Origin of the sequence: Collinsella aerofaciens (assembly GCF_015670795.1) — a bacterium.
Taxonomy (GTDB): domain Bacteria; phylum Actinomycetota; class Coriobacteriia; order Coriobacteriales; family Coriobacteriaceae; genus Collinsella; species Collinsella aerofaciens_Q.
Genome location: NZ_JADPCJ010000006.1, coordinates 35,660 through 52,552 on the forward strand (window position 1 = coordinate 35,660; position 16,893 = coordinate 52,552).

12 protein-coding genes and 1 tRNA gene are annotated in these 16,893 nt (G+C 62.4%); all 13 read left to right on the forward strand.

Annotation, left to right across the window (positions count from 1 at the left end; translation table 11 throughout):
- Positions 1 to 53 precede the first annotated feature (53 nt).
- Positions 54 to 2,630, forward strand: a complete 2,577-nt coding sequence (gene leuS / locus I4W09_RS03295) for a leucine--tRNA ligase (RefSeq protein WP_196031832.1) — start codon at positions 54 to 56, stop codon at positions 2,628 to 2,630.
- 259 nt (positions 2,631 to 2,889) lie between these two features.
- Positions 2,890 to 3,384: a ribosome maturation factor RimP gene (rimP, locus tag I4W09_RS03300; protein ID WP_152068090.1), complete on the forward strand. Its 495-nt coding sequence runs from the start codon at positions 2,890 to 2,892 to the stop codon at positions 3,382 to 3,384.
- 1 nt (position 3,385) lies between these two features.
- Positions 3,386 to 4,630, forward strand: coding sequence for a transcription termination factor NusA (gene nusA / locus I4W09_RS03305; RefSeq protein ID WP_196031835.1), 1,245 nt, complete (start codon positions 3,386 to 3,388; stop codon positions 4,628 to 4,630).
- A gap of 90 nt (positions 4,631 to 4,720) precedes the next feature.
- Positions 4,721 to 7,432 carry a translation initiation factor IF-2 gene (gene infB / locus I4W09_RS03310; protein ID WP_196031838.1) on the forward strand — a complete coding sequence of 904 codons (2,712 nt, stop codon included), beginning with the start codon at positions 4,721 to 4,723 and terminating at the stop codon, positions 7,430 to 7,432.
- Positions 7,433 to 7,443: 11 nt separating this feature from the next.
- Positions 7,444 to 7,854, forward strand: coding sequence for a 30S ribosome-binding factor RbfA (gene rbfA / locus I4W09_RS03315; protein WP_006234038.1), 411 nt, complete (start codon positions 7,444 to 7,446; stop codon positions 7,852 to 7,854).
- Positions 7,847 to 8,890: a DHH family phosphoesterase gene (locus tag I4W09_RS03320; RefSeq protein WP_196031841.1), complete on the forward strand. Its 1,044-nt coding sequence runs from the start codon at positions 7,847 to 7,849 to the stop codon at positions 8,888 to 8,890. The genes rbfA and I4W09_RS03320 overlap by 8 nt, the downstream gene beginning before the upstream one ends.
- A gap of 15 nt (positions 8,891 to 8,905) precedes the next feature.
- Positions 8,906 to 9,838 (forward strand): tRNA pseudouridine(55) synthase TruB, encoded by a 933-nt coding sequence (gene truB / locus I4W09_RS03325; protein WP_196031844.1) that lies wholly within the window; start codon positions 8,906 to 8,908, stop codon positions 9,836 to 9,838.
- Positions 9,835 to 10,842: a riboflavin biosynthesis protein RibF gene (ribF, locus tag I4W09_RS03330; protein ID WP_230318654.1), complete on the forward strand. Its 1,008-nt coding sequence runs from the start codon at positions 9,835 to 9,837 to the stop codon at positions 10,840 to 10,842. Before truB ends, ribF begins: the two co-directional genes overlap by 4 nt.
- Positions 10,835 to 12,943 carry a DNA primase gene (gene dnaG / locus I4W09_RS03335; RefSeq protein WP_148332830.1) on the forward strand — a complete coding sequence of 703 codons (2,109 nt, stop codon included), beginning with the start codon at positions 10,835 to 10,837 and terminating at the stop codon, positions 12,941 to 12,943. Before ribF ends, dnaG begins: the two co-directional genes overlap by 8 nt.
- 110 nt (positions 12,944 to 13,053) lie before the next feature.
- The gene (gene rpoD, locus I4W09_RS03340) at positions 13,054 to 14,385 is read left to right on the forward strand and encodes an RNA polymerase sigma factor RpoD (RefSeq protein WP_196031847.1); all 1,332 of its coding nucleotides are present in this window, start codon (positions 13,054 to 13,056) and stop codon (positions 14,383 to 14,385) included.
- 188 nt (positions 14,386 to 14,573) lie between these two features.
- Positions 14,574 to 14,648 (forward strand) — tRNA-Asn (locus tag I4W09_RS03345).
- 195 nt (positions 14,649 to 14,843) lie between these two features.
- Positions 14,844 to 15,200 (forward strand): Asp23/Gls24 family envelope stress response protein, encoded by a 357-nt coding sequence (locus I4W09_RS03350; RefSeq protein ID WP_022093773.1) that lies wholly within the window; start codon positions 14,844 to 14,846, stop codon positions 15,198 to 15,200.
- A gap of 27 nt (positions 15,201 to 15,227) precedes the next feature.
- Entirely contained in the window at positions 15,228 to 16,889 is a 1,662-nt protein-coding gene (locus tag I4W09_RS03355) for a DAK2 domain-containing protein (protein WP_055309525.1), read from the forward strand.
- The last annotated feature ends 4 nt before the right edge of the window (positions 16,890 to 16,893 follow it).

Consider the following 16,893-nt stretch of genomic DNA (forward strand, 5'->3'; position numbering starts at 1 on the left):
AGTAGCAAATAAAGCCAAGCCACCCGACCCCAGCTAAGATTAAAGGAGCTGATATGTGCGATTGCACAGATCATAAGGACGAGATCCCTGCCTACGACGCGCAGGCCATTGAGTCCAAGTGGATGAAGGCCTGGGAGGATTCCAACCTCTTTGCCGTCGACACCGACGACAGCAAGCCCAAGAAGTACGTGCTCGAGATGTTCCCGTATCCGTCGGGCGACCTGCATATGGGCCACGCGCGCAACTATACCATCGGCGATGCCATGGCCCGTCAGGCCCGCATGCGCGGCTACGACGTGCTGCACCCCATCGGCTTTGACGCCTTTGGCCTGCCTGCCGAGAACGCCGCTATCAAGCACAACACGCAGGCTGCTGCCTGGACGTATAAGAACATGGACCAGGCGCTCGCTACGATGAAGCGCATGGGCTTCTCCTACGATCTGGATCGCATGGTCAAGACCTGCAGCCCCGACTACTACCGCTGGGGTCAGTGGATCTTTGAGAAGCTGTGGGAAAAGGGCCTGGTCTACCGCAAGAAGAACCCGGTCAACTGGTGTCCTAACTGCAAGACCGTTCTGGCCAACGAGCAGGTCACCGAGGGTAAGTGCTGGCGCTGCGGCACCGAGCCCGAGAAGCGCGACCTGGAGCAGTGGTACTTCAAGATCACCGAGTACTCCCAGGAGCTGCTCGACGACCTGGAGAAGCTCCCCGGCTGGCCCGAGCGCGTCAAGCAGATGCAGGCCAACTGGATCGGTCGCTCCGAGGGCGCCGAGGTCGACTTTACCCTTTGCGACCAGGATGGCGAGCCCATCGAGGGCGATGAGGGCAAGATCACCGTCTTCACCACGCGTGCCGATACCCTTTTTGGCGTCTCCTTCTTTGTCCTGGCTCCCGAGTACGCCGGCCTGCACGAGCTCGTCGAGGGTACGGAGTACGAGGAGGCCGTCACCAAGATCGTCGAGGACTCCAAGCATATCTCTGCCGTCGAGCGTGCCCAAGGCACCCTCGAGAAGCACGGTGCCTTCACGGGCCGCTATGTGGTAAATCCCGTCAACGGCGAGAAGGTCCCCGTGTGGGTTGCCGATTATGTCGTTGCCGACTACGGCACCGGTGCCGTCATGGCCGTTCCCTGCGGCGACCAGCGCGATTTTGAGTTCGCCCGCAAGTACGACCTGCCGATCGTACCGATCATCCTGGACGATGACGATCGCGCTGCCGTCGAGGCCAGCGGCGAGACCATCGATACCTTCCATGCCGAGACCGTCGACTGGGATTGCGCCCACGCTGCCGAGGGCACGCTCGTCCAGTCCGGCAAGTACACCGGCATGCGCGGCGGTAAGCACTCCGAGGGCGAGGCTGCGATCGTGGCCGACCTCGAGGCCATGGGCTGCGGTCGTCGCAAGGTCGAGTTCCGTCTGCGCGACTGGCTCATTTCCCGTCAGCGCTATTGGGGCAACCCCATCCCGGCCATCCACTGCGAGCACTGCGGTATCGTGCCCGTGCCCGAGGATCAGCTGCCGGTGACGCTGCCCGAGAACCTGGACCTGGGCGCCGGCGAAACCCTTGCCGAGTGCAAGGACTTCTACGAGACCACCTGCCCGGTCTGCGGCCGCCCGGCCAAGCGCGAGACCGATACCATGGATACCTTTACCTGCTCCAGCTGGTATTACCTGCGCTATACCGACCCGCACAACACCGAGCTGCCCTTCTCCCGCGAGGCGGCAGACCGTTGGATGCCCGTCGATAACTACATCGGCGGCATCGAGCACGCTATTCTGCACCTGCTCTACAGCCGCTTCTTTACCAAGGCCCTGCGCGACCTGGGCCTGCTGAGCGTGGACGAGCCCTTCACCAACCTGCTGTGCCAGGGCATGGTCAAGGACGAGAACGGCGACACCATGTCCAAGTCCAAGGGCAATGTCGTGCCCCCGAGCTCGGTCATCGAGCCCTACGGTGCCGACACCATGCGTTTGGCGATCCTGTTTATCGCCCCGCCCGAGAAGGACTTCGACTGGGATCCCAAGGCCGTCGAGGGCGCCAACCGCTTTATCAAGCGCGCCTGGCGTATCGTTTGGCAGCTCGTCCAGTCCGGTGACGCCAACGTGGCCTTCGACAAGTCCGCGCTCGACGAGGTTGCGATGAAGCTCTATCGCGAGCGTCACCGCACCATCGCCAAGTGCACTGAGGACTTCGACCGCGGCCAGTTCAACACCGCGATCTCGGCCGTCATGGAGCTCGTCAACGCGGCGAGCGCCTACCTCAACGCCACCGAGGGTACCGCCCGCGACAAGGCGCTGTGCTACGGCGTGGCCAAGGACATCGTGAGCGTCCTTGCCCCCATCTGCCCGTTCTGGGCCGACGAGCTGTGGCACGAGGCGCTCGGCTGCGAGGGCAACGCCTACACCGCCGCCTGGCCCGATTTCGACCTGGCCGAGTCCGTTGAGGACACGGTGCAGATCGTGGTCCAGGTGCTCGGCAAGGTCCGCGGCCGCGTCGACGTTGCCCGCGATGCCTCCAATGAGGATATGCAGGCTGCCGCCGAGGCCGCCGTCGCCAAGTGGCTCGACGGCAAGACGGTCGTCAAGGCCATCTGCGTGCCCGGCAAGCTGGTCAACCTGGTGGTCAAGTAAGCATTGCGCGCCTAGCTGACATGAAAAGGCGAGGGGGGACGATTCCGTATGGAGTCGCCCCCTTTTTGGTTATGTATACTTGCGACAACACCCAATTATCCATTTCTTGTGGAGAACCTGTGCTCACGCTGACCTGCGGGTTTGTGTTGTGGTTGCACGTTTGTGCAGGTATTGGTATAGTTTGCTTGCAAATGAAGTTGTAATTGAAAGAAGTGGGGTTTCGGCCCCGCTTCTTTTTTGTATGGATGGAGGTGCCGCAATGGTCAAGACCAAGACCGAGCAGGCGATCATCGACGCGCTCGAGGCCGTCGCTCCCCAGCACGATATCGACATCGTCGACGTCGAGCTCGTGGGTGCCACCAAGGCCCCCTGCGTGCGCGTGCGTATCGAGGGTGCCGAGGGTCAGAGCCTGTCGCTCAACGACGTCACGGCCAACACCAAGTGGGTCGGCGATGTGATTGAGGAGCTCGACCCCATCTCTTCGAGCTATACGCTCGAGGTGTCGAGCCCGGGTATGGCGCGCCCGCTGCGCCGCCCGTGCGACTTTGCCCGCTTTGTGGGCGAGAACTGTGAGCTTACCTCCACCGCCACCGAGGGCCGTCGCAAGTACGCCGGCAAGATTGCCGCCGCCACCGAGACGAACGTGACCCTCGAGCTCGAGGACGGCGAGTCCGTCACCCTCGATTTCTCTGATGTTAAAAAGTGCAAGTTGAAGCCCACCTACGACTTCAAGCCCGCGAAGGAAGGAAAGTAAGATGGCAGCATCCGACATGATGTCCGCCCTGATGGAGCTTTGCCAGGAGAAGCACATCGACCAGCTCTACCTGATCGACCGCCTGGAGCAGTCGCTCGCCAAGAGCTATGCCGAGATCCTGCATCTTGAGTGGGGCGCCAAGGTGACCATCGACCGCACCACCGGCAAGATCTACGTCTACCGCCTGGAGCCGATCGACGATTCCATGGACGAGGAGGGCAATTTCACCGAGTTCGAGGAGATCGACGTCACCCCCAAGAACACGAGCCGCATCGCCGCCCAGCACGCCAAGGCCGAGATCAACGCCATCGTGCGCAACTCCGCCCGCGAGCAGATCTACGAGGAGTTCTCTGGCCGCATCGGTGACCTCATCAGCGGTACCGTGCTGCAGTCCACGCCCGACTTCACGATCGTCAAGATTCGCGAGGGCGTCGAGGCCGAGCTGCCGCACTTCGACCAGCGCCGTTACGAGAACGAGCGCAACGAGCGTCCGATGGGCGAGCGCTACCTGCACAACCAGCACATCAAGGCCGTGATCATCGACGTTCGCGACCCCAACTCCAACCTGCAGCCGGTTCGTGGCGAGCACAGCCGTCCGCCGATTGTCATCTCCCGTACCCACCCCGAGCTCATGCGTCGTCTGTTTGAGCAGGAGGTGCCCGAGATCTATGAGGGCACCGTTCAGATCAAGTCGATCGCCCGCGAGCCCGGCCAGCGCTCCAAGGTCGCCGTCCATTCGCTCGACGACCGCCTGGATCCCGTTGGCGCCTGCGTCGGCCCCAAGGGCAGCCGCGTTCGCGCCGTCGTGGGCGAGCTTCGCGGCGAGCGCGTCGACGTCATCCTGTGGGATGCCGACCCGGCCGTCTATGTCGCCAATGCTCTGTCGCCTGCCAAGGTCACCCGCGTCCTCATCGACGAGGAGAAGGCCTACGCCGGCGTCATCGTGCCCGACGACCAGCTGTCCCTCGCCATTGGCAAGGAGGGCCAGAACGCCCGCCTCGCCGCTCGCCTGACCGGCTGGCACATCGATATCAAGTCCGAGACCCTTGCCGCCGACATCCTCAAGAACGTCCCCGTTCATGAGGAGCCCGCCGCCGACCTGATCGGTGACGAGGAGGACGACGTCCGTCGCTGCGAGTTCGTGTCCGAGGACGGCATCCAGTGCCGCAACCAGGCCCGTCCCGGCTCCCGTTTCTGCGGTGTCCACGACACCGACGCCTTCGATGATGCGGAGGACCTGATCTAGCGCGCGGTCGCGCCGGACAGGTTTCGGCGCATCTCCCACGCTCGTTCAGTCTTTAGGCACCAAGGTGCCAGAAAGGGTAGGTGAAGTCATATGGCAAAAGTCCGTGTGTCCACCCTGGCCAAAGAGTTCGGCATGACCTCCAAGGAACTGATGGGTCATCTCGCCGATATGAAGATTCCCGCTAAGTCCGCTTCCTCCGCCCTGGAGGACGCCTACGTCGCCATGGTCCGCAAGCAGCTCGCCCCGGTGATCGAGGCCCGCGCCCAGGAAGTCGAGGCCGCCAAGCAGGCCGAGGAGCAGGCTGCCGCCGCCGAGGAGGCCGCGCGTGCCGCCGAGGCCGAGCGCGAGCGCATCGCTGCCGAGAAGGCACGCGAGGAGGAGCGCCGCCAGTTCGCCGCTGCCCAGGCTGCCGAGGAGGCCGCCCGCGCCGAGGCCGAGGCCAAGAAGAAGGTCGAGCAGGAGCGCCTTGCCCGCGAAAAGGAAGAGGCTGCCCGCGAGGCCCAGCGTCGCGCCGTCCCCGCTTCTGACTCCGGGTCGCGTTTCCGCTCGCTGCTCGACCAGATCGCCGCGCAGGAGACCGTGCTCAAGGAGAAGAAGGACGCCGAGAACAAGGCCAAGGCCGAGCGCGCCGCCGAGCGCGGTAACCGTCGCGGCAATAACGATCGTCGTGGTGGTCGTCGTAATGACCGCAATGCCTCCGATAACAATTCCGAGCGCAACGCCTCTGAGAGCCGTCCGCATAGCCATCGCACCAACGCCAGCAACAATGTCGCTGCCGGCATGGACTTCCCCAACCCCGATAAGCAGGGCAAGGGCAAAAAGCGCAAGGGTGGCCACAACAACGAAGAGGACCACTACAGCCGCATGGCTCGCGAGGCCGAGGAGTACAGTCGCGAGAAGGTGCTCGAGGAGGCTCGTGCCGCCGTCGAGGAGGCCTCTCGCGAGTCCACCGGTCGTCGTAAGAAGCGCAAGGAGAAGCGCGAGCGCGAGGCTGCAAAGGCTCAGGAGGAGCGCAAGATAGAGGAGGCATTGGCCCAGGGCGTGAACCCCGAGGAGCTCGATGCCATCAAGGTCTCCCAGGGCGTTACGGTCCAGGAGCTCGCCGAGGCGCTCGACGTTCCGGCCAACGACATCATCAAACGCCTGTTCCTGCTGGGCACGCCGCTCACCATGACGCAGTCCATGTCCGACGACCTCGTCGAGCTGGTTGCCGACGACCTGGGCCGTCAGATCAAGATCATCACCCCCGAGGAGGAGAACACCTTCTCGTTCTACGACGATCCCGCCGACCTTAAGCCGCGCGCCCCGGTCGTCACCGTCATGGGTCACGTCGACCACGGCAAGACGTCGCTGCTCGACGCCATCCGTCACACCGGCGTCGCTGCCGGCGAGGCGGGCGGCATTACGCAGGCTATCGGCGCTTCGCAGGTCATGATCAACGACCGCAAGATCACCTTCATCGATACCCCCGGTCACGCGACCTTTACGGCCATGCGTGCTCGCGGCGCCAAGGTGACCGACATCGTCATTCTGATCGTGGCTGCCGACGACGGCGTCATGCCTCAGACCATCGAGTCGATCAACCACGCCAAGGCCGCCGGCGTACCCATCGTCGTCGCCGTCAACAAGATCGATAAGCCGGGCGCCAACCCCGACCGCGTGCGCCAGGAGCTCACCGAGTACGGCATCATCCCCGAGGAGTGGGGCGGACAGAACATGTTCGTCAACATTTCGGCCAAGCAGAAGATCGGTATCGACGACCTGCTCGAGACCGTGCTGCTCCAGGCCGACGTGCTCGAGCTCAAGGCCAACCCCGACACCTTTGCCTCCGGTAACGTCCTCGAGGCCAAGCTCGACAAGGGCCGCGGTTCGGTTGCCACGGTGCTCGTGACCCGCGGTACCCTGCACGTGGGCGATACGCTGGTCGCTGGCCTTACCTACGGCCGCGTCCGCGCCATGCTCGACCCCAAGGGCAACGCCGTCACCGAGGCCGGTCCCTCCGACGCCGTCGAGATCCTGGGCCTGCAGTCCGTGCCCAACGCCGGCGACGAGTTCCGTGTTTTCGAGGACGAGCGCGAGGCTCGCGCCCTGGCTGATGAGCGTTCGCTCAAGGCCCGTATCGAGGAGCAGAGCCGCGTGAAGCACGTCACGCTCGAGAACCTCTTCGAGACCATCGCCGACGCCGAGGTCAAGGAGCTCAACCTGATCATCAAGGCCGACGTCCAGGGTTCTATCGAGGCCCTTCAGGACTCGCTCGACAAGATGGATCAGTCCGAGGTGCGCATCAACACGATCCACTCCGCGGTCGGTGCCATCAACGAGACCGACGTCGTCCTGGCAGACGCCTCCAATGCCATCATCATCGGCTTTGGCGTGCGTCCCGACGGCAAGGCCCGCTCAGCTGCCGAGCGCGAGGGCGTCGAGATCCGTTGCTACGACGTTATCTACAAGTGCCTCGAGGAGCTCGACGCTGCCCGTATCGGCATGCTCAAGCCTACCGAGGTCGAGGTCTCCACGGGTACCGCGACCGTCCTGGACACCTTCAAGGTGCCCAAAGTCGGCATCGCCGCCGGTGTCCGCGTCGAAGAGGGCCAGATCGCCGCGACCGATTCCGTGCGCCTGGTGCGCGACGGCATCGTGGTCTTCAACGGCAAGATCGCCTCGATGCGCCACTACAAGGATGAGGCCAAGAGCCTTAAGAGCGGTTCCGAGGGCGGCATTGGCCTGGAGAACTTCCAGGACATCAAGCCCGGCGATCAGATCGAGGGTTACCGCATCGACCAGGTTGCCCGTACCGAGTAGGGGGTAGCGCTATGAAGCAAACGCAGGCAACCCGCCGACTGGGCGAGCAGCTTCGCGAGAAGCTCGGTTATATCCTGCTCTTTGAGGTTTCCGATCCGCGCCTCGACCTGGTCACCCTGACTGCGGTCGAGGTCGCGGTGGACCGTTCGTTCGCGCGCGTGTACGTGTCGTGCGATGCGAGCCGCTACGACGAGGTCATGGAGGCGCTCGCCAGCGCCAAGGGCCGCATTCGCAGCCTGCTGGCCCGCTCGCTCGATTGGCGTGTCACGCCCGAGCTCGATTTTCGCATCGATCGCTCGACCGATGAGGCCGAGCGCATCACGCGTGCGCTGGAAAACGTTCCGGCCACGCTGGCGATCGAAAAGGACGAGGACGGCTACCCCATAGCGGATGCCGCCCAGGAGGCAGCTTTAGATGACTAATTCCGCTGATCTCGCCGCTGGCGAGTCTGCAGATATTACGCGACGCATCCTCGAGCTCATCGAGGGTGCGTCCTCCATTGCGATTTCGGGACATACGTCTCCCGATGGTGACGCCCTGGGCTCCGTGCTGGGCCTTGGCTTATCGCTTATGAAGTTTTTCCCCAACAAGGACATTGCGCTGCTGCTGGCAGACGATGACCCGGTGCCGCGCATCTACCGCTTTATGGAGGGCGCCGATCGCTTGGTGCCCGCATCTGCGTACACCGGCAATCCGGACCTGTTTATCTCGGTGGATGTGCCGGTCGTCGAGCGCCTCAACAACTCGGCCGAGGTACTTCGCCGCTCCAAGCATGTGGTGTGCTTCGACCACCATCCGGCGCGCGAGGAGTTTACCGAGCTGAGCCTGAGGCGTGTCGATGCCGCGGCCTGCGCCATGATCATCGACCGTTTCTTGGATAATTGCGGCATCGTCGCCCGTGATGGCGTTGCGACTTGCTTGCTGTGCGGCTTGGTGACCGACACCGGTCGTTTTCAGTACCAGAACGCCGATGCTGCCGCGTTCCACGCTGCTTCGCGCCTGGTAGCACATGGTGCCGATCCGGCTCGTGTTGCTCTCGAGGTCTATCAGAGCATGCGCGTCGAGTTTTTGCACCTCAAGTCCATTGTCATGGGCCGTATTAAGACGGTCGCGCACGGGCGCGTGGCGTATAGCTATGCCTTCCAGAGCGACCTTGAGGCCTGCGGCGTCACCTCGGATGAATGTGACGGTCTGGTCGATGTGGTACGTTCGGTGATGGGCGTCGAGGTCTGTCTTTTCTTAAAGGGCATTGACGGCGATACCAAGGTGCGCGGCAACCTGCGCTCCAAGGGTGACCTCGATGTGTCCGAGATCGCTGCCAACTTTGGCGGTGGCGGGCATCATGCCGCCGCCGGTTTTACCAACAACGGAACGATTCGCGAGACGCTCGCCGTGGCACTTCCCATGCTGGCCGAGCTGGTGGGGGAGGATCCCGCTTCGGTGACCGTCGAGCTCTAACTTATTGGATGGTACATGGCTCGTCGTACGCCTTCTCAATTGAATATGCTGCTCGCCGTCGATAAGCCGGTGGGCTGCACGTCCCATGACGTGGTCTCGCAATGCCGACGCGCTCTCCATGAGCGGCGCGTCGGCCATGCCGGTACGCTCGACCCCATGGCATCGGGTGTCATGGTTGTGGGCGTGGGTCAGGCCACCCGTTTGCTGGGTATGCTCACGCTCAATACGAAAAACTACGTCGCCGACATTTCGTTTGGCTCCGAGACCAATACCGATGATGCGGAGGGCGAGGCGGTCCGCACGGTGGCTGTTGCCGACGAGCTCCGCGATCCTGCCTATGCGCGTGAGCGCTTGGCCGCCATGCTGGGTCCGCAGATGCAGGTGCCGCCGGCGTTTTCGGCTATCTCGGTCAATGGCGTTCGCGCCTACAAGTCTGCTCGCGAGGGCAATGCGGTGGACCTACCTCCGCGCCCCGTCGAGGTCTATGCCGCCGACCTGATCGCCGTGGGCGGCGAGGGTGATACGTGTGTGTGGACCGTGGCGTTTTCGGTAAGCAAGGGCACCTATATCCGTGCGCTCGCTCGCGACTTGGGCCGCGCCTGCGAGAGCGCCGCGCGCATTTCCGCGCTGCGCCGCACGGCCTCCGGTGTTGTTTCCATTGGCGCTTGTCATGCGGTCGAGGAGCTTTCTCCCGAGTCCGCGGCTGGCTTTGCCCTGGATCCCATTGCGGCCCTGGGCGCCACACGTGTTGACTTGCCGGGCAATCTTGCCGACGACCTGCTCTGCGGCCGACGCATTCCCGTTGAGCGTGCGCTTGCCGATTTCGATGCCTCGAAGGCGCCGTTTGCGTTGGTGCTCGATGGGGGACTCAAGGCGCTCGCCCGCATTGAGGGCGGCCGCTTTGTCATGGAGCACGTGTTTCCGCAGGCAATCGGCGGTGTTCGATGATGTTGTCCGTTCGCGAGCTCGCGCGTATCTTTTTCGCGGGCGAGTCGGACGAGGCTCGCATCGTTACTGCCGATGTGTTTGATAAGTGTGAGCACCTGGGTGCCGCATCGATTGCCATCGGCGTGTTCGACGGCGTTCACCGTGGACACCAGGAGCTCATTGCGGCGCTTGTCCGTGATGCCCGTGCCCATGGCTGCAAGGCGGTCGTAGTTACCTTCGATCCCGACCCGGACGTCGTGGTGAGCCCTTCGCCCGCTCAAAAATTGATGACGACGGCCGACCGTCTGCATGCCCTGGCTCAAACTGGGGTCGATGCGGTGGTGGCCGTTCCCTTTACGCCTGAGGTTGCGGCGCTTGACCATGTTGATTTTCTCTCGCTGGTGTCGCGTCTGGTCGACATTCGATCGATTCGCGTTGGCAGTGACTTTAGGCTGGGTCGTGGCGGTGCTTCTGGTGTTGCCGAGATGCGCTCCTGGGGTTCTGAGCACGGCGTTGACGTGTATGGTCACGACCTGCTTTGCGAGGGCGGTGAGGCCATTTGCGCCACCCGCATTCGTCATGAGCTGGGACAGGGCCATGTGGAGCTTGCTGCTGGGTTACTCGGCCGTCCGTATATGGTGCGTGGCGGTGTTATTCGCGGCCGTCACGAGGGTTCTGGCATGGGCTTTCCCACGGCAAACTTGCAGGTTCCCGACGGCATTCAGGTGCCAGCCGATGGCGTGTATGAGGGTCTGGTGCTGGTCGATGACACCGCGTGGCCCGCTGCTGTGAACGTCGGCCTGCCGCCAACGTATGCTGACGATGCGGCATCTGCGCATCTCGAGGCTAATTTAATTGGTTATACGGGCGACCTGTACGGCGCTTCCGTTTCGCTGGCGTTTACGCGCTGGCTGCGTCCCTCGCGTGTGTTCGATTCGCTGGATGAGTTGATCGCGACCGTCGAGGGTAATATCGAGGATATTCGTCACAACTTGGGCGATCAGGGGGTGAGCATCCGTGATTAGCGATGAGGAAAAAGACCAGGTACGCGCTGCGTCTGACCTGGTTGCCATCGTGCAGGAAACGGTCGAGCTCAAGCCTCGCGGCCATGAGTTTTGGGGATGCTGCCCCTTCCATGGCGAGAAGACGCCGTCCTTCCACATTATCCCCGCCACGCAGGTGTGGCATTGCTTTGGTTGCGGCGAGGGTGGCGACGTTTTCACGTATATCATGAAGCGCGAGAACCTGAGCTTTCCCGAGTCAATCCGTTACTTGGCCGATCGCGCGGGTATTGAGCTGCATGACACCGGAGATCGCCGCGAGCGCGGCACCAAGCGTGCCCGCATCTACGATCTGTGCGCCGAGACCGCCCAGTTCTACCACACCATGCTCATGCGCGGTAAGGACGGCCGTCCGCGCGAGTACTTTGCCAGCCGCGGCATGGGCGGCGACGTCTGCCGCCGCTACTGCCTGGGCTTTGCACCGGGCCGTAACGCGCTGGTGTCGCACCTGTCCCAGGCGGGTTTTACCCCGCAGGAGATGATCGACGCCAACGTTGCCGTGAGTCGCGGGCGCGGGCAGCTTGCCGACCGCTTTTACGACCGCGTGATGTTCCCCATCTTTGACGAGCAGGGTCACAACATTGCCTTTGGCGGTCGCATTATGGGCGACGGCCAGCCTAAGTATCTCAACACCGCCGAGACGAGCGTGTTTCATAAAAAGCGAAACCTCTACGGCTTTAATTGGGCCAAGGAGTTTATCGTCGCGCAGGATACCGCCATCGTGGTAGAGGGCTATACCGATTGCATCGCCTGCTGGGAGGCGGGGATTAAAAACGTTGTTGCCACGCTGGGCACCGCCCTCACGGAGCACCACGTCAAGACGCTCACTCGCTTTGCCAAGCGCATCGTGTATATGTTCGACGGCGATGCAGCGGGCCAGAAGGCCGCCCGTCGCGCGATTCAGTTTATCGAGCAGGATTCCATGGACCTGCGCTGCGTGGTGCTCCCCGACGGCAACGACCCCATGGAGTTCATCACCGCACATGGTGGCGAGGCACTGCAGACGCGCATCGACGCTGCCGAGCCGCTTATGGACTTTGTCTACCGTTCGCTGCAGGAGTCGAGTGACATCACCACGCCGGGCGGTCGCGCTAAGGCGCTGGAAGATGCGCTGACGCTTATCTATCCGTTGCGCAACAGCTATATGATCGACACGTACTTTATCCAGATTGCCGATCTGCTGGGTTTGGATCTGGAGACGGTGCGCGCGAGCTCGGGTCGTGTGTTTCGCGATGTCGCCAAGCGCGAGGATGCGGAACGACGTCGTGAGCAGAACTATGAGCGCCAACGGGCACAGACTGAGCGGTCCGGTAGCGCGGGCGGTCGGGCGTCGGGTTCTCGCGATGCCGGTCGCGGTGCTTGGGCATCGGGCGCGACGCCGCCGGTGTCCGCGCCGGTCGAAGAAGAGCCGTACGACTACGTCCCGCTCGATGCCTACGGCGCCGCGCCCGTGGAGGTCGTCGACGACCTGCCGCCGATCGATGTGCCTGATGGTATGGGCGCTGTGCCTGTGGCTGACGGTTCGGGCGCACCGGCTGCGGCGGCGCCGATGGTTCTTACCGATCTTGAACGCAAGTCCTTGGCAGGGGAGCGCGAGCTGTTGACGATGCTCACGAGCTACCCCGACCTGTTCCGCACGTATGCCGACCGCATCTGCTCCATCGAGTGGGTTGACCCGCGTCACGAGTCCATTGCATGGGCCGTTCTGGCAACGCCGCCGGGAACCGATCCTGCAGCCTGCATGGATGCGGCGCGCTCAGTGTGTCCCGATGCGGCAACGCTTGTGAGTGCCGGGCGCATCTCCGCGACGAGCAAGCACCCCACCGAGACGAACATCGTGTTTATGCTTGATACGCTTGAGCTCTACACCATCAAGCGTCGCATGCGTGCCGCACAGGCCAAGCTGCGCCAGGACCGTTCACTCGATGATGAGGCCCGTCGCGCGCTGACCGTGCAGGCCGCGCAGGATTCGCAACGTCAACGCGAACTGCAAAAGTCGATCGGCGGCGTGGCGGACCCGTTCCGTTTGATCGGCCTGGAGGCCGCGGGCACCGAACAAGCCTAGATGTTGTGGTCAACCAGCGTATTCTCGCCTATATCCAGTCTTCTTTTTGGGTATAGACGTCAATGTGTGTGCTAAAGTATTGAGTCCTGTGGACTATGAAGGGAGAATCTGTGCCAAAAAAGACTGAGAGCACGGGTACTGGGCTGGAATCCTACGTTGCAAAGCTCATGGGCAACGGCTCAAACAGGACTTCGGTAACCGAGGACGAGATTCAGGTCGCCCTGAAGGATATCGATGTTTCTGACGAGCAGCTCACCGCGGTGTATTCCGCGCTGCGCAACAGCGGCATCCAGATTATCTCCGCGAGCGGTAACGACGACGCCCCCATGGGTGTCGACGATGACGATACCGATACCGATACCGATACCGACGATTTCGATGACGACGACGAGCACGAGCTCAAGATGGCCCGTCAGGCCGACGCTGAGATGGGTTCTTCCAAGAACAAGAAGAAGCGCACCGTGCGCACGTCCCGTTCACGCTCCCGCGTGCGTGGCATCGATGCCTCCACGGTGATGCTGACCGGCGACCCGGTCCGTATGTACCTCAAGGAGATCGGCAAGGTCGACCTGTTGACCGCCTCCGAAGAGGTCGATCTGGCTATGAAGATCGAGGCCGGTCTCGAGGCTACCGAGAAGCTCGAGGCTGCCGATGCTGGTGAGCTCGAACTCACGCGTGCCGAGATGCGTCGTCTTACGCGCATTGAGAACGTGGGCCTCGAAGCCAAGCAGGCGCTCATCAGCGCAAACCTTCGTCTGGTCGTCTCCATCGCCAAGCGCTATGTCGGTCGCGGCATGCTGTTCCTCGACCTGATTCAGGAGGGCAACCTCGGTCTGATCCGCGCCGTCGAGAAGTTCGACTACCAGAAGGGCTTTAAGTTCTCCACGTACGCCACGTGGTGGATCCGTCAGGCCATTACGCGCGCTATCGCCGACCAGGCCCGTACCATCCGTATTCCCGTGCACATGGTCGAGACTATCAACAAACTCGTCCGCGTGCAGCGTCAGCTCCTTCAGGACCTGGGCCGCGACCCGACCCCCGAAGAGATCGGTGCCGAGATGGACATGAGCGCCGACCGCGTCCGCGAGATCCAGAAGATCTCGCAGGAGCCCGTGTCGCTCGAGACCCCCATCGGCGAGGAAGAGGATTCCCAGCTGGGCGACTTCATCGAGGACTCCCAGGCTATCGTTCCGCCCGATGCGGCCAGCTTCTCTATGCTGCAGGAGCAGCTCACCCAGGTGCTCGATTCGCTTGCCGATCGTGAGCGCAAGGTTATCGAACTGCGCTTTGGCCTTGTCGACGGACATCCCCGCACGCTCGAGGAAGTCGGTCGTGAGTTTGGCGTCACGCGCGAGCGCATCCGCCAGATCGAGTCCAAGACCCTGGCCAAGCTCCGCCATCCCAGCCGTAGCAGCAAGCTGAAGGACTATATCGAGAGCTAGTCAAGCAAGAGGCGCCCTCAAGCACATTCGCTTGGGGGCGCTTTCATGTAGTCGTTGGGGACGTTCTTGAATGACTAGTCGTTTAAGAACGTCCCCAACGACTAGGTCGGAAAATTTCTTAAAAAAGTTCTTGCCCTAAGCTGATTCGTCCGTATAATAAACTTCGTTGCTTGAGAGCACGCACCTATTCCTCGGTAGCTCAATGGTAGAGCACGCGGCTGTTAACCGCGCTGTTGTAGGTTCGAGTCCTACCCGGGGAGCCAGGTTACAAAACCCGTCGCATATGCGGCGGGTTTTTTCATGCCGCGATCGCCGTTCGCGAACGTTACCGTATCAACATTTCGTGTCGAGGATGTAATCCCGAGGCCCGCCACCTCAACATGGCGCGGTCGTTGTAGAATAATGCAATGATTGCTCCCACGACATGGTGCCGCGAGCACCAAGAAAAGGAGATTCTTGTGTCTGAGACCATTAACGGCAGCCTGAGCGTCTCGAACGACGTTATTGCCGATATTGCCGGTTATGCCGCGATGACGTGCTATGGCGTTGTCGGTATGGCTGAGCAGCTCCAGGGCGCCGAGAGCGTGCGCCTGCTTGCCGGTCAGCGCCTCCGCAAGGGCGTGCTTGTCTCCGCCGACGAGAACGGCCTTACGGTCGATCTTCACGTCGTGCTCGAGAACGGCGTCAACATGAAGTCCGTCTGCCACAATCTTTCGAGCTCCGTTGCCTTCACCCTGCAGGAGATCGCCCAGATCGATCCCGCCAGCCTTAAGATCGGCATCCATATCGACGCGCTCAAGAGCCGTCTGAACTAGCATCCGAAAACGGAGATTCAAATACCCATGATTGCAAAGACCATTCGCACCTGTTTTCCGATCGCTGCGGCTGCCGTTTCCGACAAGGCCGAGGAGATCAACAAGCTCAACGTCTTCCCCGTACCCGACGGCGACACCGGTACCAACATGTCGCTCACGCTTGCCTCGGTGACCAAGGAGCTCTCCGCCCTTCCTGCCGATGCCGATATGGAGGCCATCGCCGGCGCCATCACCCACGGCTCCCTGATGGGTGCCCGCGGTAACTCTGGCGTTATCACGTCGCAGATTCTGCGCGGCGTGGCCGAGGGCCTTGTCTCTGCCGACGAGCCTATTACGTCCGCCAACATTGCCTTCGCCTTCCGTCGTGCCGTCAAGGTTGCCTTCCAGGCTGTCCGCAAGCCCATCGAGGGCACGATCCTCACGGTCCTGCGCGATGTCTCGACCAAGGCCGATGAGTGCGAGAAGAAGAAGTTCTCGGCTGAGGATGCGCTCGATGCCATCGTCGTTGAGGCGTACCAGTCCGTCGCCCGCACACCCGACCTGTTGCCCGTTCTGAAGGAGAACGGCGTGGTCGACTCCGGCGCCTTTGGCTTTGCCATCTTCCTGGAGAACTTTGTTGCCGCTGCGCTCGGCCGCAGCACCGTTGTCGAGGATTTCTCCGCCACGTTTGACTCCGCCGGCTCTGCCCGCGATGCCGCTCTTGGCCGTGTTGAGATCGAGGCTAACGACGACTGGGAGGGCTCGGAGTTCCGCTACTGCAACGAGTTCCTCTTTAAGGCCGACGCCCCGTTTGACGAGGACGAGTGCCTTAAGTTCCTAGGCTCCATGGGCGACTGTGAGCTGCTCGTGGGCGCCTATCCCGACTACAAGATCCATGTGCACTCCAACACCCCCAACCTGGTGCTCGAGCACATGCTGCAGCTCGGTCAGATCTATGAGGTCTTTATCCACAACATGGAGATGGAGGCCCACGACCGTACCGCCAAGATCCACGAGGATCAGGAAAAGGCCGCCGAGCCCGCCAAGGCGCTGGGCTTTGTCGCCGTTGCCGCCGGTTCCGGCGAGGCTGACATCCTCAAGTCCCTTGGCGTCGACGTGGTCGTCTCCGGTGGCCAGACTATGAATCCCTCGACCGCCGACCTGCTGGGCGCGGTGGACCAGGTCAACGCGACCTCGGTCATCATCCTGCCCAATAACGGCAACATCCGCATGGCTGCCGAGGCTGCCGCTTCTGCCTGCACGGACAAGAAGGTTGCCGTTGTTCCCACCAAGACCGTTCCGCAGGCGTTCTCCGCGCTGTTCGCGGTCCTGCCCGATTCCGAGCTCGAGGACGCCGTCGCCGCCATGGTCGACGCCATCAGCGAGGTTCGCGATGGCGAGGTCACCCGCGCCGTGCGCGACTCCAGCGCATCTGATGGCTCGCCGATTCACTCCGGTGACGTCATGGGTATCATCGCCGGCTCCATCGACGTGGTCGGCTCCGACGTGAAACAGGTCACGCTCGACTGCATCAACCGCATGCAGGAGGAAGAGGAGGGCGACGCGCTGACGATTCTGGCCGGCGAGGAGCTGTCCGATGAGGCCTTCCAGGAGATCGTCGACGCCATCGAGGAGGCTCAGCCCGATCTGGAGATCGACGCCCATCGTGGCGAGCAGCCGCTCTATCCCGTGATCTTCTCGATCGAGTAGGCAA